The sequence below is a fragment of the Pseudomonas synxantha BG33R genome (genome assembly GCF_000263715.2).
Classification (GTDB): Bacteria; Pseudomonadota; Gammaproteobacteria; order Pseudomonadales; family Pseudomonadaceae; genus Aquipseudomonas; species Aquipseudomonas synxantha_A.
On sequence record NZ_CM001514.1, the window covers coordinates 518,956 to 540,771 of the forward strand.

Consider the following 21,816-nt stretch of genomic DNA (forward strand, 5'->3'; position numbering starts at 1 on the left):
TCCCACAGGGGTCAGCATTTCAGGGCCCTTTCTACGGCATCGGTGAATATCGTGGGCGAGGCAAGTTGCATCTCGCGGTTGGCGATTTGCACCGCCACCTGCACGGTGCTGGCGCGGGTCAAACGCTCGCCGCTCGCCAGGTCAGTGATCAGGTAGTTGACCTTCAAACGGTTCTCCCACTCCACCAGGCTGGCACGCACATTGAGCGTCTGACCGAAGGTCGCGCCACGTACATAGCGTAGCTGCATGTCGATCACCGGCCAGGCGTAGCCGGATTCGAGCATGGCCGTGTAGTTATGGCCGAGCTTGTCCAGCAACGCGCAACGCGCCACTTCCAGGTACTTCACGTAATGCCCGTGCCACACCACGTTCATGGTGTCGATATCGAAAAACGGCACGAGGATTTGCGTGTCGCAGTGCAATACGCCGGGGCTACGCATGCAGCCTCCAGTGTTGCGTGGCGATGCGTTGCAGGCACAGGCGCAGTTCGCCTTCCAGGGCACGGTCTTCGATGACTGGCGGGAAGTCCATGGCCAACTCTGCGTGCATTGCGGCCAGTGCCGGTGGCAGCGCTCGGGCATCTTCTGCTTGGGCGCGCAGCCACACACCCTGGTTGGCGGCGAGCAGGGTGGCGGCGGCTACTTGTTCGGTCAGCTCCAGTACGCGGATTGCATCGCGGGCGGCAATGGTGCCCATGCTCACCTTGTCCTGGTTGTGGCACTCGGTGGAGCGTGAGAACACACTGGCCGGCATGGTGTTCTTCAGCGCTTCGGCGGTCCAGGCGCTGGTGCCGATCTGCACGGCCTTGAAGCCGTGGTTGATCATCGCGCGGTCGGCGGGGGCGCCCGAAAGGTTGCTTGGCAGGCCATGGTTGTAACGCACGTCCACCAGCAGCGCGAGCTGGCGGTCGAGCAGGTCGGCGACGTTGGCCACCAGGGTCTTGAGGCTGTCCATGGCGAAGGCGATATGCCCGCCGTAGAAGTGCCCGCCGTGCAGTACGCGTTCTTCTTCAGCGTCGATGATCGGGTTGTCGTTGGCGCTGTTGAGTTCGATCTCGATGAACGAGCGCAGCCAGCTCAGGCTGTCGGCCAACACGCCGAGTACATGGGGCGCGCAGCGCAGCGAGTAGCGATCCTGCAAGCGATGCAGCGGTGCGGTCGGTGCATCGATCGCCAGGTCGTTGCGCAGCCACGCGGCCACTTGCATCTGCCCAGGGTGCGGCTTGGCGGCGAACAGGCGCTCGTCGAAGTGTTCCGGGTTGCCTTGCAGCGCCACCACATTGAGCGCGGTGATGCGTGTGGCCAGGTGCAGCAGGTAGTCGGCGCGAGCGAAAGCCAGGCAGGCCAGGCCAGTCATCACGGCGGTGCCGTTCATCAAGGCCAGGGCTTCCTTGGGGCGCAGCACCAAAGGCTCCCAGCCCAGTTCGCGGTGCACGTCGGCCGCCGGGCGGCGTTCGCCACGAAACAGCACTTCACGTTCGCCGGACAAGGTCGCTGCCACGTAGGACAGCGGCGTCAGATCACCGCTGGCGCCCACCGAGCCTTCTTCCGGGATCAGTGGCAGCACATCGTGTTCAAGGAAGGCGTGCAGACGTTCCAGTAGCTCCACGCGTACGCCCGACACGCCATGGCACAGCGACTGCAAACGCGCCGCCAATACTGCGCGGGTGGCTTGGGCGTCGAGCAACTTGCCCAGGCCGCAACCGTGGAAGGTGTACAGGTGACGCGGCAAGGCTTCGACGTGTTCCAGCGGCACCGCCACCACGCAGGAGTCGCCGTAGCCGGTGGTCACGCCGTAGATCACGCCTTCCTTGTCCAGCAGCGAGTCGAGAAACTGCGCGCCCTTGGCGATGCGCTGACGATAGGCCGCATCACCCTGCAATTGCGTGGGCACCTGACGGTTGGCCAGGGCCAGCACGTCTTCGATGCGCAAGGGGCGTTCGCCAAAGGTTACCGGCTCAAGATGCGTCGTCATCGGTCTTCCAGAAAGGGTAAAAGTTGAACCATTGTTGGGGCGCTTGCAGGCAGAACTGGCCCAGGCGTGCGGCGTAGCGGGCGGTCCACTCGGCAATCACTTGCTCGCGGGTGCTGCGCTTCCATTCGATCAACGGCGCGAAAGGCTCGATGGTCAGGCGATAGCGGCCTTCATGCTTGAGGCACATCAGCAGGTTGACCGGGCATTTGAGCAGCCCGGCCAGCAGCCACGGGCCTTGGGGGAACGCAGCCGGGTGGCCGAGGAAATCCACGCGCACCGTACGCCCACCGTGCAACGGTATGCGGTCACCGGCAATCGCCAGCCATTCGCCGTCGTCCAGGCGCTGGCTGAGCAGCAGCATGGTGGCCGGGTCCAACTCGCTGACCTGGATCAGGCGCAAATGGCTGGCCCCGGCTTCGCCCAGCAGGCGGTTGAAACGCTCGGCGTGCTTGGTGTGCACCAACACGTTCATGGTGACCTGTTCACCGATCTCCGCCAGTGCACGGCACACTTCCAGGTTGCCCAGGTGCGCGCCCACCAGCATCTGCCCGCGTGCGCCACGCAGTTGCCCGCGCAATTGCGCCGGGTCGTTGATTTCGATCTGTTCCAGGCCCAGCTTGCCGTTCCATACGTCGAGCTTGTCGAGCAGGGAATCGGCGAAGGCCATGAACTGGCCGAAGACTTTCCGGTGGCTGGGCAGTAGTTCATCGCGCCCACTCCATTGGGCCAGGCGCTGTTGATATTGCCAGGCGCTGTGGCGCGCCGTGCGGCCAAACAGAAAGAAGTAGAAAACGATGCTGTAGAGCAAAGGGCTCAACAGGCGACGACCCAGGACTTTTGCGGCGAGCGCCGTGAGCTTCATCAGCCAGAAGCTGCCGCGTTCCTCGCGGTCGGCCCAGTGCTTGGTGCTGTCGCTCATGCCTGCCACCGTCGCCACAGGATCATCGGCGCACGCACCAACATGCCGAAAAACAGCCGCGTGTGCATGGCGCTGATGCGAACGTTGTCGCGGAACAAGCGAAAGTGCGACAAGCCGTCGGCAGGGTAGTGCACCTGGGTCGGCAGCCAGCGCATCGGTTGGTTGCGCCAGGCCAGGCGCACCAGGATGTCCGAGTCGAAATCCATGTGCGTGCCGATGTAGGCCGAGTCGATCAAGACCAGGGTTGGCGCCAGCGGGTACACGCGAAAACCGCACATCGAGTCGCGAATCTGCAACGACAGGGTGTTGATCCACACCCACACGTGGGTCAGGTAGCGCGCATACAAGCGGCCTTTGGGCACGCTGTCGTCGTATTCGGGGTAGCCGCAGATGACGGCGTCAGGGTGCCGGCGCGAGGTGTCGATAAAGGTCTCGACTTCACGCAGGTCGTGCTGGCCGTCGGCGTCCACTTGCAGGGCGTGGGTGTAGCCCAGGCGCGCCGCTTCGCTAAAGCCGGCCATCACTGCGCCGCCCTTGCCCTGGTTGCTGGGCAGGGTCAACAGGGTGACGTTGTCGAGGGTGGCCAATTGCGCCAACACCGCTGCGCAGGCCGGGCTGCTGCCGTCGTCGACCAGCACGCACGGCAAGCCGCTGCCCAGCAGGCTGCGGACCACGGCGGGTACGGCAGTTTCGTGGTTGTACACCGGAATCAGGGCGCAGGGGTTATGCATTCGCAGTCACCAACTGTATGCGTCCGCTGGAACAGGCGGCAACGCCGTTGCGGTAGGTGAAATAAAGCTTGCTGCGTTCCCGGTCAAAGCGCAGGTGCAGTTCAATCTGATCGCCCGGGCGCACCAGTTGCTGGAACTTGAGCACTTCCATGCCGGCGAATGTGCTCGGCAAGTCGAGCAGTTGCTGGCCCAGGTTGAATGCCCATTCCACCTGCACCACGCCCGGCAGCACCGGCGTTACCGGGAAGTGTCCGCTGAAATAGGCCAGGTCCGGCGGGACGCTCAGTTGTACGGTCCATTCGCCATCGGCTTCGACCTGCTCCAGCACTTCGGGGGCTTTTGGCCGGGGAGCCAGCAGAAGTGCTTCGATATCGGCCTGGGGCAGCTTGCCCTGGCTGTTGAGCGGCAATTGGCGCAGCAACCGCCAGCGACGGGGCAGGGCCAGGGCTTCGCAATGTTGGCCCAGGTGCTGGCGCAGGGTTTGGGTGAGCGTGCGCCGGCCCTGGTTGCGCAGGGCATGCAGGCCATCGCCGCTGAGCACCACCAGTGCGCCAAGGGAGGCGCGGTTTTCCTGCACCACACCCAGGCGGGTTTCGGCGACCCAGGGGTGGGTCATCAACGCCTGTTCGAGCATCGGCAGGGAGATGCGTTTTTCTTCCAGCTTGACGATACGGTCCAGGCGGCCCAGCAATTCAAAACGGCCATCGGCATGGATGCGTGCAGCGTCGGCGGTCTGTTCGATGTGCCCTTCGGGCAGGTACTTTGATGCGATACGCAGTGCGCCGTCGGCATCCTGGCTCAGTTGCACATCGGCAAACGGCTGCCAGGGTTGCGCGCCCTGGCGCCAGGCGATGCCGCCGGTTTCCGAGCTGCCGAGAATTTCCGTCGGCCATTGCTGCAAGCGGTCATACAGACTGCCGGCGGCTTCAACGGGCAGCGCGCCACCGGAGGAAAACACCCGCGCAACCTGGCTCAGTGCCGGCCAGTCGAGGTTGTCGCCCATGCGTTTGAGCAGCGCCGGGCTGGCGACCCAGGCAAATTGTGGGTGCTCGCGGCTGGCGCGCTGCATGTCTTCGGGGAACGCCAGTTGCTTGCGCACAAAGGTGCGACCTGCGCACAGCGGCCACAGCACGCGAAACAGCAAGCCGTAGATGTGCTGGGTGGCGACGCTGCCGATGATGCAGGCGTCTTTGAGGTCCGCCCCCCACAGGGCTTCCAGCGCCTCGACTTCATTGGCCAGTTGGCGCAGGGACTTGTCGATGCGCTTGGGCTCGCCGCTGGAACCGGAGGTGCACAGGCTCAGTTGGCAGGTGTCCAGGTCGAGAACCGCAGGGCTCAGGGGCGCCTGGTACAGCGCCTCGAGATCAGCGGCTTCGATCAACCAGGCGTCGACGGCAGGATCCCAGCGATGGCGGGTCTGGGGCTGCAGGTCGGCCGGCAGCAGTACGCTGGCACCGGCGCGCCAGGCGCCCAGCAAGGCAATCGCCAGGACGCCCGCGTCTTCCAGGTACACGGCCAGGCGCTGGATGCCTCGCGCCTGCAAGCCGGCCGCCAGGCGCAGGGATGCTTCCCACAGCTGGGCGTGATTCATGTCAGGCTCGGTGGTGACCCAGCGCTGTTGCAGCGGCTCAAGCAACAAGTGCTCAAGTTTCAACCCATTCATACGCGGCCTCGAACCCTTTGTCGTACCAGCCATTCCACGGCAAACAACAGCGCCATCAGCCCGTAGGCGATCAAGCCGTTGTACAACGTCCACCAGCTCAGCGGCGCCCACAGCGTGAGCGCGGCGGCGAGCAAGCCATTACACAGAAAAAATGCACTCCACACCACGGTGACCTGGCGGGTATACACGATTGCCTTCGGCGGCAGTTGCGGGTCAGTCATGCGTGCCAAGCGCTCGACCATCGGCGGGCCGTATTTCAGGCTCAGGCCGAACAGCGCCAACATGAACGCATTGACCAGGCTGGGGTACCAACGCAGCCACTGCGGGTTATCGAACCAGGCCAGCAGCACGCAGAACACGATCACCGTCACCGCCATCCAGCGGCTGCCCGGGCGCCGCCCAGCGGTCAGGGCGCGCAACAGCCACAGGCTGCCCAGCAACAGGCCGAATTGCCACGGTGCAAAATGCTCGGTGCCGTAATACACCGCAAAGGGGTACAGCAGCCCCGCCAACAACAGGCCAAGGCCGATCAGCCGGCTCATGCGGCGGGCTGGACCAGACGGTATACCGCCTCAACCACGTCGTTCACGGTGCGCACCGCCTTGAATTCTTCGGCGGCGATCTTTTTGCCGGTCTGGCGCTTGATGTGGTCGATCAGGTCCACGGCGTCGATGCTGTCGATTTCCAGGTCTTGATACAGGTTGGCGTCGAGGGTGACGCGCGCAGGTTCCAGTTCAAACAGTTCCACCAAGGCATCGCGCAGGGTGTTGAAAATATCGTCACGAGTTTGCATGGTACGGTCTCAAGCTGCCTGTCGGGCCGTGACGAACGCCGCAAGGCTGGCCACGTTGGTGAAGTGATTGCGGGTGTCCTTGGCGTCGGCATCGATCTTGATGCCGTAGGTTTTCTGGATCGCCAGGCCCAATTCCAGGGCATCGACCGAGTCCAGGCCCAGGCCTTCGCCAAACAGAGTCTGTTCGCTGCCAATGTCGTCGGCGCTGATGTCTTCCAGACCCAGGGCCTCGATGATCAGCTCTTTTATCTCGTGCTCAAGGCTTTTTTGGTCGCTCATCTTCGGCGAGCTCCTTAATGAAATAGTGATGCAGGTAATCGTTGAGCTTGCGTGAAGCCTGGGGCGCGGCGCCGAGCGCGGCAAACGCTTGTGGCTCTATATCGGCCCCCACGCGCAAACTGAAGTGAAATCGACGTTTGGGGATGCGATACCAGGGTTCGGCCTTGGTCAGGGTGGTGGGGCTGACCTTGATCACTACCGGGGTGATGATTGTCGCACCCCGCAGGGCAATGGCTGCGCCGCCACGATGAAAGGCCGGGGCCGCGCCGGGCGTGGTGCGGGTGCCTTCGGGAAAGATGATCAGGGTCTGGCCGGCGCGCAGGGCGTCGGCAGCCGCATCGAGCATATCGGCGCTGCCGTCGTTGCTGATGTAGCCGGCGTCATGCACCGGCCCGCGGGTGAAGGGGTTCTGGAACAGGCTCTGCTTGACCACGCAGTTGGTCTGGCGCATCAGGCCGATCAGGAACACCACATCGATCAGCGACGGGTGGTTGGCAACGATCATCTGCCCTGGACGCCCGAGCTTTTCGGCGCCTTCCACGCTGTAGGTCAGCACGCCGACACGCTGCATCAACCGCACAAAGAACCAGAACAGCCGGCTGATGGTGTGACGTGCACGGCGCTGGTGCTGTTCGGCACTGCCCGGCAAGCAACTGAGCAATGGAAACACCAGCAAACGCAGGCACAACCCGCCCACGCCGAACAGGAAAAAGCTCGCGGCGGTAGCGAGCAGGCGCCAGTAATAGGCGTCCCGAGGCTTGTCGGTCAGGGCTTGCGTTGCCAGTTCCATACTCGGTTCTTCCAGGCATGTTGGCAGGCGCCCTGTTCGGTCAGCAGGGTGCGCAGCAGGTTCAGGGCGTGGGGCCACTGGGCGATGGTGGAGGGTTGGACAGTGCCGGTGGTGAGTTCCAGCTGCCACTCGTCGCCCGGTGTGAGCAACAGGCCGAGGGCATAGGGGAAAGGTACGTCATGGATCCAGCCGGCGTAGGCTTCGGGCGGCTGTTCTTCAGTGATCATCAGCAGCACCGCCGGGGCGCCTTCGTTGAGCAGTGCGGCGGCTTCGAGGAGGCCGTGCTCCAGGCCATCGCCAACGGCGGCGAGGGCAGTCATCTCGGCGGTTTCATTGCGCAGGATCGACCACAGACCGATCACCGCGTTGTGCACCGACAGGCTGAACTGGGTGGGCGACAGCGGCTGCTCGTTGGCCAGATCACTGAGGATATCCAGGGTGCGCGGGGTTTCGCCGTGGCGGGAAATGAACACCAGCGGCAGCTCTGCAAGGCCCTCGGCCAGCGGCCAGCCGACGCTGAATGCCATGCGCGCCAGCCGGCTCAAGCGGCGGCGCTGCATAGCTGGCAGAAATGACACATCCGGGCAGGCTTCGCTGACGGGCAGCAACACCGGGTCCCGGCACCAGGCGTGCCAGTCGTGCGCACTCTCAAGGCCAGGAGCCCAGGCGCGCCATTGGGCGATGTTGAAGTTGATCACTGAGAAGTTATCCCGCCCCTGCGGGCTTCCATGTGCGGCCAATGGCCCCGGATTCCGGGACAGAGAGCAATAGCCGAATGGCGCGCATTATCCCGGTGCCGCGGGGTTCTAGCAAATAGTGGTGAAAGTTTGTTCACTATTGATCACAAATAAGTTGGAAGAATTTACAGATTGTCGGCGATCACAGGCCAGGCTGGGTCGTCGGAGATTTCCCATTCATTTGTGAGCCAGGCACAGCGTATGGATGAACGAGGTAGCTAACTGGCGCTTTTGCGCTCTACACTCGGTCATTCATTGATACACGGAGGTTTTTCCATGCGGCGTGTGGTGTTCAATCAAAAAGGCGGCGTGGGCAAGTCCAGCATCGCCTGCAACCTGGCGGCGGTCAGCGCCAGCGAAGGTTATCGAACCCTGTTGGTGGACCTCGATGCGCAAGCCAACTCGACCCAGTACCTGACCGGCTTGACGGGCGAAGACATCCCCATGGGGATCGCGGATTTTTTCAAGCAAACGTTGTCTTCCGGGCCTTTTTCGAAGAAGAACAAGGTTGATATCTACGAAACGCCGTTCGACAACCTGCACGTCATCACCGCCACCGCCGAGCTGGCAGACCTGCAGCCCAAGCTCGAAGCCAAGCACAAGATCAACAAGCTGCGAAAGCTGCTGGATGAGTTGAGCGAGGATTACGACCGGATTTACCTCGACACCCCACCCGCGTTGAACTTCTATGCGGTTTCTGCGCTGATTGCGGCTGATCGTGTGCTGATCCCTTTCGATTGCGACAGTTTTTCGCGCCAGGCGCTATATGGCCTGCTCGCGGAAATCGAAGAACTGAAGGACGACCATAATGAAGGCCTGGAAGTGGAAGGCATCGTGGTCAACCAGTTTCAGGCCCGGGCCAGCCTGCCGCAGCAGATTCTGGATGAACTGATTGCCGAAGGGCTGCCAGTGCTGCCGGTGTACCTGGCCAGCTCGGTGCGAATGCGCGAGTCGCACCAGGAGAGCAAGCCGCTGATCCACCTGGACCCACGGCATAAGCTGACTCAGCAGTTCGTCGAATTGCATAACCTGCTGGAAAACGCCTGATTTCAAGTGCCACACAGATCAAATGTGGGAGGGGGCAAGCCCCCTCCCACATTTGGATGGTATTCCAATGAATCGTCCCACAGAGGCTGTAGGACCGGTCTGGCAATAGGGCTTGTGCCTTGTAACCTTGCCTACAGCTACGCCAGAATCGGCCGGCTTGTGCGTCTGGATGGGCGTCTCTAAGGTTTGCCGGTCGCTGAATGTTCAGTGATCGGGTTTAGTAGCCCGTGGTGAGACGTACGGCAAATCGTCATCAGGATCTTCCTGGATTTGATGGTGGCTGTACGGAGGGCGCTTTCGAGCGCGCCGGTTGCGTCTCCCCGGTCTACTAACCTGCGTACAGCTGCCACCCTCCGTTTAGTAGCGGTAGGTTGCGGCTCCTCTACTCGGAGACGATCCATGGTTAACCTTTATACCGTTACACCCAACCTCCCCACCGAAACCCTCGTGCTCAACAGCTACGAAACCTTCTCCTCGGTGCGCACCTTGCTGCTCAACCTGTCCAACGACCTCGCCGGCGAACACCGCGACGTAGCGCTGGCCATCCACCAGTTAAGCGAACTGGGTGTCATGCTGGTCAGCCAGATGATGGACCGCGAAGCCCCGCTGACCTAAAGCTGAAATGCATTCAATGTGGGAGCTGGCTTGCCTGCGATGGCATCGCCTCGGTATATCAGACCGACCGAGTCGCCTGCATCGCAGGCAAGCCAGCTCCTACATTGACCGAGTTGATGGCGGGGGATGTTTACACCCCCTGGCTACGCAACCAGCTCATCAACTGCGGCAACGGAAACGCCCCACTCTGGCGCGCCACTTCGCGACCGTTCTTGAACAGAATCAAACTGGGAATAGAACGAATCCCCAACTGCGCCGACAGCTGCTGATTAGCCTCACTGTCCAGCTTCGCCAGCCGGCACTTGCCTTCAAGCTGCCCGGCGGCCTGCTCGAATACCGGCGCAAACGACTTGCACGGCCCGCACCAGTCGGCCCACACATCCACCAGCAACGGCAAGTCGCCCTTGATCTGGCTGGCGTAGTCGCCTTGTTTCAATTCAAACGGCTTGTTCAACAACACCGGCTGCTTGCAACGCCCGCACTTGGGCGCATCACCCAGGCGTTCGCCGGGGATGCGGTTGAGGCCATTGCAATGAGGGCAGGGGATTACAAGAGTTTCGGACATCGGGGGCTCCTTGGGGGCGGCTATTGGCTTCAATCTGTTGTCGGCGACGCGGTTTATCAACACTCGATAAAAAGGACAAAGCATGAACGACGCTTTGAAACTGGCCATTGAACATTGGCCTTACGTTGCAACGCTGCTGCGCAAACCCCAAACCGAGGAGGATTATGACGCCCTGGTCGAGGCGATTGATGAGCTGCTCGATATCATGGGAGAAGATGAAGACCATCCAATGGGTGGGCTACTGGACATCATTTCTGACTGGGTGGAGGCCTATGATCTGGAGCATCAGCGTATGCCTCAGATCTGATGAGCCTATTCACCGCAGAATAATTCCATTGTCTTTAGGGCTTACGATGAACAACTGATCTCCAAATGCCTGCCCCAATCCGGCGGCCGCTGCGCGTACTGCTCCATTCCCGTTTGTTCCTCAAACGGTTTGCAAAGCACCTCATGCAGCCGCCGCACTTCGCTGTAGTCCCCGGCCTCGGCGGCGGCGATGGCGTTTTGGGCCAGATAGTTGCGCAGGATGTAGAGCGGGTTCACCGCATGCATGCGCTCGCGGCGCTGTTCCTGGGTGTAATCCCCGTCCCGCGCAACGCGGGCTTTGTAGAGTTCGGCCCAGGCATCGAACCCGGCCATGTCGACAAAGTCATCGCGCAACCGCGCCACGGCCAGCGCCGCCGATTCATCGCCCAGTCGACGGAAGAACAGCGTGTAGTCCACGCCGCTGTTCTGCATCAGCTTGAGCAAACTCTCCACCAGCGTCTGGTCATCCTCTTCGGCGGTGGTCAGCCCCAGGCGGCGGCGCATCAGGTCCAGATAGTGGGCTTGGTATAGCGGCAGGTACAGGCCGAGGGCTTCTTTGAGCGCATCAACGCTGATAAACGGCGTAAGCGCCTGGGCCAATGCGCTGAGGTTCCACTGCCCGATCGGTACCTGGTTGCTGAAGGAGTAACGCCCTTCATGGTCGGAATGGTTGCAGATGAAGTGCGCGTCAAAATCATCAAGGAACGCAAACGGCCCGAAGTCGAAGGTGATGCCCAGGATCGACATGTTGTCGGTGTTCATCACACCGTGGCAGAAGCCGTACGCCTGCCATTTGGCGATCAGCTCGGCATTGCGCTCGACGATCTTGCGGAACATCGCGAGGTAAGGTTCAGGCTGTTCACGGCACTCGGGGTAATGCAGGTTCAAGACATGTTCGGCCAACTCGACCTGCTGTTCGGGCTTCTTGGTGTAGTAGAAGTATTCGAAATGCCCGAAGCGGATATGGCTATGGGCCAGGCGCAAAACCATGGCGCCACGTTCCTGTTTCTCACGCCAGACCGGGGTGCTGGAGCCGATCACGCATAGGGCGCGGCTGCTGGGGATGCCCAGCGCGTGTAGCGCTTCGGAGGCGAGGAATTCGCGAATCGAAGAGCGCAACACCGCACGCCCGTCGCCCATGCGCGAGTAAGGCGTCATGCCGGCGCCCTTGAGGTGCAAATCCCAATGTTCGCCGGCCTCGTTGTAGACCTCGCCCAGCAACAACCCCCGGCCATCGCCCAATTGCGGGGTGTAGCCGCCAAACTGATGCCCCGAATAGACCATCGCCCTTGGTTCGGCTTCGGCCCACAGCTTGTGGCCGCCAAACAGTTCGGCAAACACGGGCGTTTCAGCCACGGCCGCGTCGAGGTCCAGCAGGGCCATGGCGGCCTTGCTTGCCACGACCAGGCGCGGTTCGTCCAGGGGCTCTGGCAATACGTGGGTTGAGAACGCGTCGCCCAGGCGTGCGAAGCGGTTGTCGAAGGTCAGTTCGTCGAGGGCTTTCACCGGCCATCTCCAGCAGAATGTCCGAGCATTCTGCTGGGGATAGGGCGTTTAGTCGAGTTTGCTCGGTGGCGGCTCCGGCGCATCCACCACTTTGCCGGCGGGTGGCTCTGGTGCGTCGGGCTTGTCGACGGGCTCGACGATGGTCTTGCGCTCATCCTCGGCCGGCACCAGTTTGTATTCCTGGCCGTGGAGGTTTTTCAGGTAGATCTCCATCTGCCTGAACGAGATGTTGATGTGCTGTTTCTTGAACTCACGGTTGATAAAGCGGTTGACCTCGTCGAGCACCGGATTGCGGTCGCCCAGGTCGCGCACATGCATGCGCAGCTCGTGGTCCAGGGTGCTTTCGCCGAAGTTGAGGAAGTACACGTGGGGTTCGGGTTCTTTCAGTACCCGCGGGTTTTCCCGTGCGGCCTTCAGTAACAATTCCTTCACCAGGTCCAGGTCCGAGCCGTAGTCCACGCCGAGTTTCAGGGTCACGCGAGTGATGGTGTCGGTCAGCGACCAGTTGATCAGTTGCCCGGTAATAAAGGTCTTGTTCGGGACAATGATGTCCTTGTTGTCGAAGTCGGTGATGGTGGTGGCGCGAATGCGGATCTTGCTCACCGTACCCGACAGGTTGCCGATGGTGATGGTGTCGCCAATGCGCACCGGGCGTTCGAACAGGATCATGATGCCGGAGATGAAGTTGGCGAAGATCTCCTGCATACCGAAGCCCAGGCCCACTGACAGCGCCGCAACCAGCCATTGCAGCTTGTCCCAGCTCACGCCGAGGGTGGACAGGGTGGTGACAAACCCTACGCCGGCAATGATGTAGGACAGCAAGGTGGTGGTGGCATAGGCGCTGCCCTGGGCCAGGTCCAGCTTGGACAGCACCAGCACTTCCAGCAGGCCGGGCAGGTTGCGCGCCAGGGCGAAGGTGATGCCGATGATGATCGACGCGCCGAGCAGGTCGCCGATACTGATGGGCACCATGCTGATATTGGCACCCGTACCGCTGGTGTATTCGTACAGGGTGACGTTATCCAGGTACGAAAACACCGAGATCAGGTCCGACCACACCCAGTACAGCGCTGCGATAAAGCCGCCGAGCAAGGCCAGGCGGATCAGTCGCATGGACTGTTCGTTGACCTGTTCGATGTCCAGAGTCGGCTCCTCGATCACCGCTTCGCCATCACCGGCTTCCTTGGCGGCCTGGCGTTTGGCCAGGGCGCGGGCATAGGCCAGGCGCCGGGCGGCCACGCCGAGGCCGCGCACGAAGGTGGCCTCGATCACCAGCCAGAACATCAGCAGGTACAGGGTGTTGATCAGCCGGTCGCTGAGTTTCAGGGCGGTGTAGTAGTAGCCAAAGCACACGGCGATGAACAGCGCGATCGGCAGGGCGGTGAACACCAGCCCGATGGCCTTGCGAAACAGCGAGGCCTTTTCATGGGTGGGGCTGTTGAGCAGCAGGCGGCTTAGCAGCCACGCCATCAAGCCATAGCAGGTGAGCACCACGGCAATGCCCAGCACGTCTTCGGCCAGTGCCGCCGGTTGGTGTTCGGCAATCGCCACCACTGCCACCAGGGCCAGTACCACCAGCCCGAGCTTGCGTATCCAGCCCTGGAGGAACTGGACCTGAGGTTTCTCCCAGCGAAAGTGCAGTTCGGCCACGCCGCCCGGCGCAAGGATGCGGTAGGCGGTGTAGAACACCAGCCACGCCTGGGCGATCTGCAGCAGGGCCGAGCCCAGGTTGGCGTTCTGCCCGCGGGCGTCGATCTGCAATGCATAGCCGCACAGCGCCAGGCCCAGGGACACCGGCATTGCCAGCAGGATATTGATCAGGATCGCCTGCGGCGTATGCCACTGGCTGTCGCGCTTGAAGTGACCGATGTCCAGGTGGACCTTGTTCAGGCGCTGGTACAACGCCTTGCGTCGCCACAACAGCGCGCCGAGCAACAGCAGCAGCGGCAGGAACAGCAACGGGCGCTGGGTCAGGCCGTCATACAGTTCGCTGACACTGGATGCCCAGGGCAGCGTGGCGACTTGCTTGCTCAGGTGCGCCGGCACGGTTTCCAGCCATTCGGTGTCCAGCGGCTTGTTGCTCGGGATCCAGAACATCTGCTCATCAAGCGTCGCGCGCAGTGTAGTGGCGGTGCTCAACAGTTGCTTCTGGTTCAGTTGCAGGGTGATCGATTCGTTCAGTAGCGCACTCAGCTCGCGGCTCAGGCGCTCCAGCAGGTCGCTGCGGGTGATCGCCAGTTCCAGCAAGGTGCGACGCAGTTGCGGCGTGACTTCGTCCGGTGGCTGGTTGGCCAGCAGGTTATCCACATAGGCGCTGGGGGAACTGATCAGCTCACGCTGCTGGTTGACCTCGAACTGGTACAGCCGAATGTTGGCGATATCGTCGGCCAGGTCGCGGTCGACGGTGAGGCGCGGCAGGGCCTGTTTTTGCTTATACAGAATCTTGGAAAGCAGCAGGCTGCCCTTGAGCACGTTGATCTGCTCGTCCAGGGCCGAATCGCTCTGGTTGACCGTGTCCAGTTGCTGCTTGGTCTGCAGGTTCTTCTGGGTCAGGTCATTGAGACGATCAGTGCTCTTGAGCAGGTAGTCGGACAGCTTCAGGTTGTCGGCGCTTTCCTTGGCAAGGATGCTGCTGCCCCCGGCTTTCTGGGCTTCGATGGACTGTTGCGTCACCGTCTGCTGGGACTGGGCCAGGCGTTTCTGGTTGATCAGGGTTTGCAGGTCCTGGATTTCCTGCTCCAGGCGCGCGGTTTTTTCCTGGATCAGGTCGTGCTGGCTGTTGCCCAGGTCTTGCAACTGGCTGTTGCCGGCCAACTCCTGGCGACGCAGCGGGATCAGCGCATTCAGGGCCGCCAGTTCAGCGTTCAACTGGTTGCGCTGGTCGCCGGTGAGGGCTTTGCCATTGTCTTTGCCCAGCTTGAGCGTGGCATTGATCTGCTGGATGCGCGTCTGGCTACTGCTGATTTCGGTCTGGGCGCGCTCGGGGCGGGTCTGGGCGGCGATGGTCAGGCTGTTGGCATCGGCCAGTTCTTTTTGCAGGTCGCCTTGCTGGGTGCTGCGTTGCACCAGCAATTGCTCAAGCTGCGGCACGGGCAGCGAGGCGTAGCGTTGGGCTACCGGGATGATTTTGGTGGCCTTGAGCCGGGCCAGCTCGCGCTGGTTGTCGGCGGTCTGGCGTGGGGCCTCTTCCAGCTGGCGCTTGAGATCGGCCAGGCGCTGCTCGTAATCCTGCTGGTTCGCCAGGTACGTCAGGGTCTGCTGCAGGATGCCCTGCAACGCCTTCATGTCAGCGTCGGGCAGCTTGCGGTCGGGCAGTTTATCCAGGGTTTGCTGGATGGCGTCGGCGCTGGGCGGGTCGGCAGCGTGAACGGCGCCGACGCAAAGGGTCAGGCCCAGCAGGGCAGTGGCGATAAAAGTGCGCAGGGTTGGCATAGAGACCGGTCTTGCAAGGTGAAGAATCGGGGCGTTGTTGCCCCGCAGTTTAGAGGAAGAGTCCGGGGCCCGGGCGACTTCCTTCGGGGAATCTGACGCCGACTTTGCCAATCTTGTTCCCGTCCATGACCGCGACAGTCCAGATGGTGTTGTTCCACTCCACCTGGTCGCCTACCACCGGTGCACCGCCGACCTTCTGGGTGATGAAGCGACTCAGCGGCATGTCCGGGTCGATACCCTCGAGCTTGAGCCCGTACAAGGCCGAAACCGCGCCCAGCTGGGCGTCGCCTTCGAGCACGAAGTCGCCGAAGAAGCGCAAATCGAGGCCCCGTTGCGGTGCCTGGCTGAACAGTTTGCCCAGGGCCGGCAGGTTGTGTTCATGGCCGATCACACAGAGCAAATCATCGACTTCCAGCACGGTACTACCCGACGGATGGAGCAGTTGCTGGCCGCGAAACAGCGCAGCGATGCGCGTGCCTTCGGGCATTTTCAGCTCGCGCAGGGCCGCACCGATGCACCATTTCTCGGCGCCGAGGCGGTAGACGAACAGCTCCCACTCGCTGGTGACGTGCACTTCCAGGGCTGCGCGGGAAATCGGTGCCGGGTCCGGCGGCACGGTGACCTTGAGCAACTTGGCCACCCACGGCAGGCTTGTGCCCTGCACCAGCAGCGACACCAGCACGATAAAGAACGCCAGGTTGAAGTACAGCTGCGCATGGGGCAGGCCGGCCATCAGCGGGAACACCGCGAGGATGATCGGCACCGCGCCGCGCAGGCCGACCCAGGCGATAAAGGCTTTTTCGCGACCGTGGAAGGCCTTGAACGGCAACAGGCCAACCATCACCGAAAGAGGCCGCGCAAACAGGATCATCCACAGCGCCAGGCCCAGGGCGGGCAGGGCAATGGGCAGCAGGTCATGGGGCGTGACCAACAGGCCCAGCACCAGGAACATGCCGATCTGCGCCAGCCAGGCCATGCCGTCGAGCATATGCAGGATGCCATGGCGGCTGCGCACCGGGCGGTTGCCGATGACCAGACCGCACAGGTACACGGCGAGGAAGCCGCTACCGTGCAGGGCGTTGGTCAGGGCGAAAACGAACAGGCCGCCGGCGATTACCAGAATCGGGTACAGGCCGTTGGCCAGGTTGATGCGGTTGACCAGCTGCAGCATCAGCCAGCCGCCACCCAGGCCCACCAGGCCACCGATACCGAATTCACGAATCAGGTGAGTCAACAGGCTCCAGTGCAGGCCGGTCTGGCCGCTGGCGAGCATGTCGATCAGGGTGACGGTGAGGAACACCGCCATCGGGTCGTTGCTGCCGGATTCGATTTCCAGGCTGGCGCTGACCCGTTCGTTGAGGCCCTTGCCGCCCAGCAGCGAGAACACTGCCGCGGCGTCCGTGGAGCCGACGATGGCGCCAATCAGCAAGCCCTGGATGATATTGAGGTCGAACAGCCAGGCCGCCGCCATGCCGGTGAGGCCGGTGGTAATCAACACCCCCACCGTGGCCAGGGACAAGGCCGGCCACAGCGCCACGCGGAAACTCGCCACCCGTGTGCGCAAGCCGCCGTCGAGCAGGATCACGGCCAGGGCGAGGTTGCCCACCAGGTAGGCAGTCGGGTAGTTATCGAAAATGATACCGCCGCCATCGACACCGGCGGTCATGCCCACGGCCAGGATGATCACCAGGATCGGGATGCCCAGGCGGGACGAAAGGGAACTCACCAGAATGCTCGCACTTACCAGCAACGCGCCGATCAAGAACAGGCTGTTGATGGTCGTCGCATTCAAAGGCAGTACTCCAGAGCAGGGAAGACGGGGCGCAAACTGACCATGCAGTCTGCGTGCCAGCGATTCTAACCTGTTGAATTGCTGCACTGTCAAAAAGCTTTTGTGGCTGCACATCAATCAAATGTGGGAGCTGGCTTGCCTGCGATTGCGGTGTGCCAGGCGCCAGGGGCGCTAACTGACAGATTGCTATCGCAGGCAAGCCAGCTCCCACAGGGTATGCGGTGTGAGCAAAGGCTTATTTCAGAGACGGAAGCGGCCTACCATCCCATTCAGATCAACTGCCAGGCGCGACAGTTCGTTGCTCGCGGCGCTGGTCTGGCTGGCGCCCGTAGCGGATTGCACCGACAGGTCGCGAATATTCACCAGGTTACGGTCCACTTCCCGCGCCACCTGGGCCTGTTCCTCCGCCGCGCTGGCGATCACCAGGTTGCGCTCGTTGATCTCGACAATCGCCGTGTTGATGGTATCCAGCGACAGGCCCGCGCCCTTGGCGATGTTCAGCGTCGATTCGGCCCGCTCGGTGCTATTGCGCATCGAATCCACTGCGTGCTCAGTACCCGTCTGGATACTGCCGATCATGCGCTCGATCTCGCTGGTGGACTGTTGCGTGCGATGGGCCAGTGCTCGCACCTCGTCGGCCACTACGGCGAACCCGCGTCCGGCTTCCCCGGCCCGTGCGGCTTCAATCGCCGCGTTCAGGGCCAGCAGGTTGGTCTGGTCGGCCAGGCCGCGAATCACGTCCAGCACTTTGCCGATATCCCGCGATTCATTGGCCAAGTCGCCAATCAGGGAGGCGGTGGCCTGCACGTCAGCGCTCATGCGTTCGATGGCGCTGACGGTTTCCTGCACCAGGTCCCGACCATCACCGGCAGAGGTGGTGGCGTTGCGCGAGGCTTCGGAAGTGCTCACGGCATTGCGTGCGACTTCTTCGACGGCGCTGGTCATCTCGTTGACGGCGGTGGCGGCTTGTTCGATTTCGTTGTTTTGCTGGGTCAGGCCACGGGCGCTTTCGTCGGTGACGGCGTTCAGCTCTTCGGCGGCAGACGCCAACTGAGTGGCGGAGCCGGCGATGCGTTGCAGGGTGTCACGCAGTTTGTTTTGCATCTTGGCCATGGCGGCGAGCAGGCGCCCGGCCTCATCGTTGCCGTCCACGGTGATCGGGCGTGTGAGGTTGCCTTCGGCCACTTCTTCCGCGGCTTCAAGGGCGCGGGCGATGGGCAGGGTGATGCTGCGGGTCAGCAACCAGGCGAACAACACGGTCAGCGCCGTGGCAACCACCAGCAGGCCCACCACCAGGTCAAAGGCCGTGTCGTATTGGTCTTTGGCTTGCTGGTTGGTGGCGTTGGCGTCGTCGTTATTGATATCCAGCAAACGGGTCAATACGGCGTTGACTTGCTCGGAGTTGCTCAGCAACTCGGTGTTCAGCAAGTTGCGCAGCTCGTCGATCTGATTGGCGCGTGAAAGGCTCTTCATGCGCTCTTCAATCTGGTGGTACTGGCCCAGCAGGCGCACGTATTCGTCGTAGGCGTTGCGTTCCTGGGTACTGGTGATGAGTTTTTCGTAGATGCCCTGGGCCGTGCGAATCTGCTGATTGCGCATCTCGAAGGCTTCCAACGTCTTTTGCTGTACATCCGGCTCGCGGTTGGTCAGCAAGCGGTACGACAGCACGCGCAGGCGCAGGGTCAGTTGGGTGAATTCGTCGAGGGCACGAATGCTTGGCACGCTGGCCGAGGTGATGTCTTCGGTGGCTGCGCGAATCTTGCTCATCTGGTTCAGGGCGAACACACCCAGCAACAACATCAGGGCGCCAATAAACGCGAAGCCGAGGAAGGCCCTCGGGGCGATATTCATATTACGAAGAGACATGCTGGAATCCTGGGGGGAAGCGCGATCCGTGCGGCCATGAGACGAGGTGTGCCTGCGTTATCGGCCCTGCGACTAAAGTCTTAAGGGGCTGCGCGCTTTTGTCGCATCTGACCAAGGGTTGGGGGCATTGGAGGAACCAGATCGGGTAATTGCAGTCACTAAGGCTCGAAAGTGCGGCCCGGCCCCGATAAATCGGGCTGCACGCCGGGGATATCCCTGGCATCCGAGGTGAATTTTCTTTATCGTCACCGCCCTTTTAAAAGCCCGGGAAATCAAAATGTTAGAAGCATCTCTCAGCCAATTGGAACAACTTGTCAGCGACCTGGTACAGCAGAATCAAGAGCTGCTGGGCAGCAACGAATCCCTCAAGGCCGAACTGGCTCGCGCCAAGGATGAAAACGACAGCCTGCAACTGAACCTGATGGAGCAGGAAGAAAAGCATGGCGCCACCGCCGCACGCATCCAGGCCCTGGTTGAGCGTGTGAGTGCAGGGCCTGTCAGCGCATGAATGAGGGGATAAAGGTCGTTTCGATTCTCGGAGAGGATTACTCGATCAAGGCACCGGCCGGTGAAGATCAGACCCTGATGCATGCCGTGACCATGCTCAAGGCTTCCCTGGCGGTTACCAAGAAAAAGTACCCGACCCTGATCGGTGACAAATTATTGGTACTGGCCGCGCTGAACCTGTGCGCCGAGCAGATCGAAATGCAACAGGCTCACCAACAGGAACTCGACCGTTACCAAGAGCAAGTCAGCGCCACGGTCGAGGTGATTTCCAAGGCGATCCAGCCTTAGAACCACTCATCCTGCATCCCCAGGCACGTATCGTCGCGTGCCTCCAGAATTGCCAGTTCGTGATGGCAGCTCGGTACTTCCCAAGTCAGGAAGTACCGGGCGGCCTGGAGCTTGCCCTTGTAGAAGGCCGCATCGGCCGCTTCACCCTTGGCCAGCCCTTCTTCAGCGCGGATCGCCTGTTCCAGCCAGCGCCAGCCAATCACCGTGTGCCCGAACACTTTCAAGTACAGCGCCGAGTTCGCCAGGCTGCTGTTGACCTTGCCCTGGGCGAGATCGGTCAGCAGGCCAATCGTGACGCCTTGCAGTCGGTTGACCAGTTGCTCCAATGGCTCTCGCAGTGCCGTGAGTGAGGAGTACTTCTGCGCACGGGCCAAGGTTTCGGCAATCAGGCGAATCAATTGCTTCAAGCCGGCACCGCCGTTCTGCGCCAATTTGCGCCCTAGCAAGTCCAGGGACTGGATGCCGTGGGTGCCTTCATGGATCGGGTTCAAGCGGTTGTCGCGGTAGTACTGCTCCACCGGGTATTCGCGGGTGTAGCCGTGGCCGCCGAGAATCTGGATCGCCAGTTCGTTGGCCTTGAGGCAAAACTCCGACGGCCAGGATTTGACGATGGGGGTGAGCAGGTCCAGCAGTTCGTGGGCGTGCTTGCGCTCGGTGTCGGTTGCCAGGGTGGTGGTGTCGTCAAACAGTCGGGCTGCGTAAAGGCCCAGGTCAAAGGCGCCTTCCACATAGGCTTTCTGGGTCAGCAACATGCGCTTGATATCGGCGTGCTGAATGATCGCCACTGGTGCGGTGCCTGGGTCTTTGCTATCGGGCAGGCGACCCTGGGGCCGTTCGCGGGCGTAGTCCAGCGAGTAGAGGTAGCCGGCGTAACCGAGCATCACCGCGCCCATGCCCACGCCAATACGTGCTTCATTCATCATCTGGAACATGCAGCTCAGGCCCTGGTGCGGTTTGCCCACCAAGTAGCCGACGCAGTTGCCGTTATCGCCGAAGTTGAGCGCCGTGGACGTGGTGCCGCGCCAGCCCATCTTGTGAAACAGCCCGGCCAGCAACACATCGTTGCGTTCGCCCAGGCTGCCGTCATCGTTGACCAGGAACTTGGGCACGATAAACAGCGAAATGCCCTTCACACCCGCAGGTGCGTCCGGCAATTTGGCCAGCACCATGTGCACGATGTTTTCCGACAGCGAGTGGTCGCCACCGGAGATGAAGATCTTGTTGCCTTTGAGGCGATAACTGCCGTCAGCCGCCGGTTCTGCGCGGGTTCGAATATCTGACAGCGAGGAGCCGGCATGGGGCTCGGTCAGGGCCATGGTGCCGAAGAAGCGTCCGTCGATCATCGGTTGCAGGAAGCGCTGCTTCTGCTCCTCGGTGCCGAAGCTTTCGATCAGGTTGGCGGCGCCCATGGTCAGGAACGGGTAGGAGGTCGATGCGGCGTTGGCCGCTTGAAAGTGCGCGAAACACGCCTGCGACAACAGCGTCGGCAACTGCATGCCACCGGCTTCGAAACTGCGCGCAGCGTTGAGGAAGCCTGCTTCCAGGAAGGCGTCCACGGCCGGTTTGACTTCCGGAATCAGGATCGCCTGGCCGTCTTCATAGCGCGGCTCGTTTTCATCATTCTTGCGGTTGTGGGGGGCGAAGTACTTCTCTGCGATGCTGCGCGCCGTGCTGATGGCTGCATCGAAGGTTTCGCGATTGTGTTCGGCAAACCGCTCACGCTGGGTCAGGCCCTCGGCATCGAGGACTTCGTACAGCTCGAAAGCCAGATTGCGGGAACTGAGCAGCGTCTCGGACATGGCGGATTACCTTTGAAGGAATTGGCCTGAGTCTAAGCGCGCGAATGGAGGGTGGGTAGCAAGATTGATCTAAGTGATAGAAGGGCAAAACGCTGGCGCAAGGGGGAGCGCGATCGGTGTGGGAGCTGGCTTGCCTGCGATGAGGCCGTGCCAGTCGACATCTATGTCACTGGCTCACCGCTATCGCAGGCAAGCCAGCTCCCACAC

The 21,816-nt window shown here is 61.8% G+C and carries 20 protein-coding genes and 2 pseudogenes; 5 read left to right on the forward strand and 17 right to left on the reverse strand.

Annotation, left to right across the window (positions count from 1 at the left end; genetic code table 11):
- Positions 1-11 precede the first annotated feature (11 nt).
- Genes PSEBG33_RS24605 through PSEBG33_RS24560 form a run of 10 tightly spaced genes read right to left on the reverse strand, consistent with a single transcriptional unit; the run spans position 12 to position 7,847 of the window.
- Positions 12-440 (reverse strand): acyl-CoA thioesterase, encoded by a 429-nt coding sequence (locus PSEBG33_RS24605; protein ID WP_005784077.1) that lies wholly within the window; start codon positions 438-440, stop codon positions 12-14.
- Entirely contained in the window at positions 433-1,974 is a 1,542-nt protein-coding gene (locus PSEBG33_RS24600) for an HAL/PAL/TAL family ammonia-lyase (RefSeq protein WP_005784079.1), read from the reverse strand. Before PSEBG33_RS24600 ends, PSEBG33_RS24605 begins: the two co-directional genes overlap by 8 nt.
- Positions 1,958-2,893: a glycosyl transferase gene (locus tag PSEBG33_RS24595; RefSeq protein WP_005784080.1), complete on the reverse strand. Its 936-nt coding sequence runs from the start codon at positions 2,891-2,893 to the stop codon at positions 1,958-1,960. Before PSEBG33_RS24595 ends, PSEBG33_RS24600 begins: the two co-directional genes overlap by 17 nt.
- Positions 2,890-3,624 (reverse strand): glycosyltransferase family 2 protein, encoded by a 735-nt coding sequence (locus PSEBG33_RS24590; RefSeq protein WP_005784082.1) that lies wholly within the window; start codon positions 3,622-3,624, stop codon positions 2,890-2,892. The genes PSEBG33_RS24595 and PSEBG33_RS24590 overlap by 4 nt, the downstream gene beginning before the upstream one ends.
- Positions 3,617-5,287 (reverse strand): acyl-CoA synthetase family protein, encoded by a 1,671-nt coding sequence (locus PSEBG33_RS24585; protein WP_005784084.1) that lies wholly within the window; start codon positions 5,285-5,287, stop codon positions 3,617-3,619. Before PSEBG33_RS24585 ends, PSEBG33_RS24590 begins: the two co-directional genes overlap by 8 nt.
- Positions 5,284-5,829 (reverse strand): hypothetical protein, encoded by a 546-nt coding sequence (locus PSEBG33_RS24580; protein ID WP_005784086.1) that lies wholly within the window; start codon positions 5,827-5,829, stop codon positions 5,284-5,286. Before PSEBG33_RS24580 ends, PSEBG33_RS24585 begins: the two co-directional genes overlap by 4 nt.
- Positions 5,826-6,080 (reverse strand): acyl carrier protein, encoded by a 255-nt coding sequence (locus tag PSEBG33_RS24575; RefSeq protein ID WP_005784088.1) that lies wholly within the window; start codon positions 6,078-6,080, stop codon positions 5,826-5,828. Before PSEBG33_RS24575 ends, PSEBG33_RS24580 begins: the two co-directional genes overlap by 4 nt.
- A gap of 9 nt (positions 6,081-6,089) precedes the next feature.
- Positions 6,090-6,359 (reverse strand): phosphopantetheine-binding protein, encoded by a 270-nt coding sequence (locus PSEBG33_RS24570; protein WP_005784090.1) that lies wholly within the window; start codon positions 6,357-6,359, stop codon positions 6,090-6,092.
- A complete protein-coding gene (locus PSEBG33_RS24565) occupies positions 6,337-7,149 on the reverse strand; it encodes a lysophospholipid acyltransferase family protein (protein WP_005784092.1) in 813 nt (270 codons plus the stop codon). Before PSEBG33_RS24565 ends, PSEBG33_RS24570 begins: the two co-directional genes overlap by 23 nt.
- On the reverse strand, positions 7,125-7,847 hold the full coding sequence (locus PSEBG33_RS24560; RefSeq protein ID WP_005784094.1) for a beta-ketoacyl synthase chain length factor: 723 nt from the start codon (positions 7,845-7,847) through the stop codon (positions 7,125-7,127). Before PSEBG33_RS24560 ends, PSEBG33_RS24565 begins: the two co-directional genes overlap by 25 nt.
- A 315-nt stretch (positions 7,848-8,162) precedes the next feature.
- On the opposite strand from PSEBG33_RS24560, the gene PSEBG33_RS24555 reads away from it, so the two are divergent.
- Both PSEBG33_RS24555 and PSEBG33_RS24550 read left to right on the forward strand, forming a co-directional pair.
- Complete coding sequence (locus PSEBG33_RS24555; RefSeq protein WP_005784096.1) at positions 8,163-8,933, forward strand: ParA family protein; 771 nt, start codon at positions 8,163-8,165, stop codon at positions 8,931-8,933.
- 399 nt (positions 8,934-9,332) lie between these two features.
- A complete protein-coding gene (locus PSEBG33_RS24550) occupies positions 9,333-9,548 on the forward strand; it encodes a DUF6124 family protein (protein ID WP_005784098.1) in 216 nt (71 codons plus the stop codon).
- A 130-nt stretch (positions 9,549-9,678) separates the two neighbouring features.
- On the opposite strand, the gene trxC is transcribed toward PSEBG33_RS24550, so the two are convergent.
- The gene (gene trxC, locus PSEBG33_RS24545) at positions 9,679-10,113 is read right to left on the reverse strand and encodes a thioredoxin TrxC (protein WP_005784100.1); all 435 of its coding nucleotides are present in this window, start codon (positions 10,111-10,113) and stop codon (positions 9,679-9,681) included.
- 82 nt (positions 10,114-10,195) lie between these two features.
- On the opposite strand from trxC, the pseudogene PSEBG33_RS24540 reads away from it, so the two are divergent.
- Positions 10,196-10,411, forward strand: a pseudogene (locus tag PSEBG33_RS24540) (hypothetical protein); the annotation flags it as partial.
- A 50-nt stretch (positions 10,412-10,461) separates the two neighbouring features.
- On the opposite strand, the gene selO reads toward PSEBG33_RS24540, so the two are convergent.
- From selO to PSEBG33_RS30030, 5 genes and pseudogenes are all read right to left on the reverse strand, one after another.
- Positions 10,462-11,925 (reverse strand): protein adenylyltransferase SelO, encoded by a 1,464-nt coding sequence (gene selO / locus PSEBG33_RS24535; RefSeq protein WP_005784104.1) that lies wholly within the window; start codon positions 11,923-11,925, stop codon positions 10,462-10,464.
- A gap of 48 nt (positions 11,926-11,973) precedes the next feature.
- Positions 11,974-15,357 carry a mechanosensitive channel MscK gene (gene mscK, locus PSEBG33_RS24530; RefSeq protein WP_005784106.1) on the reverse strand — a complete coding sequence of 1,128 codons (3,384 nt, stop codon included), beginning with the start codon at positions 15,355-15,357 and terminating at the stop codon, positions 11,974-11,976.
- A 49-nt stretch (positions 15,358-15,406) separates the two neighbouring features.
- Positions 15,407-17,149, reverse strand: coding sequence for a potassium/proton antiporter (locus tag PSEBG33_RS24525; RefSeq protein WP_005784108.1), 1,743 nt, complete (start codon positions 17,147-17,149; stop codon positions 15,407-15,409).
- 240 nt (positions 17,150-17,389) lie between these two features.
- Entirely contained in the window at positions 17,390-18,262 is an 873-nt protein-coding gene (locus PSEBG33_RS30025; RefSeq protein WP_420066309.1) for a methyl-accepting chemotaxis protein, read from the reverse strand.
- A gap of 30 nt (positions 18,263-18,292) precedes the next feature.
- Positions 18,293-19,015: pseudogene (locus PSEBG33_RS30030) on the reverse strand (MCP four helix bundle domain-containing protein); the annotation flags it as partial.
- A 277-nt stretch (positions 19,016-19,292) separates the two neighbouring features.
- Here PSEBG33_RS30030 and PSEBG33_RS24515 point away from each other — a divergent pair.
- Both PSEBG33_RS24515 and PSEBG33_RS24510 read left to right on the forward strand, forming a co-directional pair.
- On the forward strand, positions 19,293-19,523 hold the full coding sequence (locus tag PSEBG33_RS24515) for a hypothetical protein (protein WP_003187970.1): 231 nt from the start codon (positions 19,293-19,295) through the stop codon (positions 19,521-19,523).
- On the forward strand, positions 19,520-19,810 hold the full coding sequence (locus PSEBG33_RS24510) for a cell division protein ZapA (RefSeq protein ID WP_005784113.1): 291 nt from the start codon (positions 19,520-19,522) through the stop codon (positions 19,808-19,810). The genes PSEBG33_RS24515 and PSEBG33_RS24510 overlap by 4 nt, the downstream gene beginning before the upstream one ends.
- On the opposite strand, the gene PSEBG33_RS24505 is transcribed toward PSEBG33_RS24510, so the two are convergent.
- Positions 19,807-21,609 carry an acyl-CoA dehydrogenase gene (locus PSEBG33_RS24505; RefSeq protein WP_005784114.1) on the reverse strand — a complete coding sequence of 601 codons (1,803 nt, stop codon included), beginning with the start codon at positions 21,607-21,609 and terminating at the stop codon, positions 19,807-19,809. The genes PSEBG33_RS24510 and PSEBG33_RS24505 overlap by 4 nt on opposite strands.
- Between the last annotated feature and the right edge of the window lie 207 nt (positions 21,610-21,816).

Bases quoted from the DNA above. Each gene is read 5' to 3' on its own strand.
- PSEBG33_RS24605 (WP_005784077.1), bottom strand. From the start codon at position 440: ATGCGTAGCCCCGGCGTATTGCACTGCGACACGCAAATCCTCGTGCCG.
- PSEBG33_RS24600 (WP_005784079.1), bottom strand. From the start codon at position 1,974: ATGACGACGCATCTTGAGCCGGTAACCTTTGGCGAACGCCCCTTGCGC.
- PSEBG33_RS24595 (WP_005784080.1), bottom strand. From the start codon at position 2,893: ATGAGCGACAGCACCAAGCACTGGGCCGACCGCGAGGAACGCGGCAGC.
- PSEBG33_RS24590 (WP_005784082.1), bottom strand. From the start codon at position 3,624: ATGCATAACCCCTGCGCCCTGATTCCGGTGTACAACCACGAAACTGCC.
- PSEBG33_RS24585 (WP_005784084.1), bottom strand. From the start codon at position 5,287: ATGAATGGGTTGAAACTTGAGCACTTGTTGCTTGAGCCGCTGCAACAG.
- PSEBG33_RS24580 (WP_005784086.1), bottom strand. From the start codon at position 5,829: ATGAGCCGGCTGATCGGCCTTGGCCTGTTGTTGGCGGGGCTGCTGTAC.
- PSEBG33_RS24575 (WP_005784088.1), bottom strand. From the start codon at position 6,080: ATGCAAACTCGTGACGATATTTTCAACACCCTGCGCGATGCCTTGGTG.
- PSEBG33_RS24570 (WP_005784090.1), bottom strand. From the start codon at position 6,359: ATGAGCGACCAAAAAAGCCTTGAGCACGAGATAAAAGAGCTGATCATC.
- PSEBG33_RS24565 (WP_005784092.1), bottom strand. From the start codon at position 7,149: ATGGAACTGGCAACGCAAGCCCTGACCGACAAGCCTCGGGACGCCTAT.
- PSEBG33_RS24555 (WP_005784096.1), top strand. From the start codon at position 8,163: ATGCGGCGTGTGGTGTTCAATCAAAAAGGCGGCGTGGGCAAGTCCAGC.
- PSEBG33_RS24550 (WP_005784098.1), top strand. From the start codon at position 9,333: ATGGTTAACCTTTATACCGTTACACCCAACCTCCCCACCGAAACCCTC.
- trxC (WP_005784100.1), bottom strand. From the start codon at position 10,113: ATGTCCGAAACTCTTGTAATCCCCTGCCCTCATTGCAATGGCCTCAAC.
- mscK (WP_005784106.1), bottom strand. From the start codon at position 15,357: ATGCCAACCCTGCGCACTTTTATCGCCACTGCCCTGCTGGGCCTGACC.
- PSEBG33_RS30025 (WP_420066309.1), bottom strand. From the start codon at position 18,262: ATGGCCAAGATGCAAAACAAACTGCGTGACACCCTGCAACGCATCGCC.
- PSEBG33_RS24515 (WP_003187970.1), top strand. From the start codon at position 19,293: ATGTTAGAAGCATCTCTCAGCCAATTGGAACAACTTGTCAGCGACCTG.
- PSEBG33_RS24510 (WP_005784113.1), top strand. From the start codon at position 19,520: ATGAATGAGGGGATAAAGGTCGTTTCGATTCTCGGAGAGGATTACTCG.
- PSEBG33_RS24505 (WP_005784114.1), bottom strand. From the start codon at position 21,609: ATGTCCGAGACGCTGCTCAGTTCCCGCAATCTGGCTTTCGAGCTGTAC.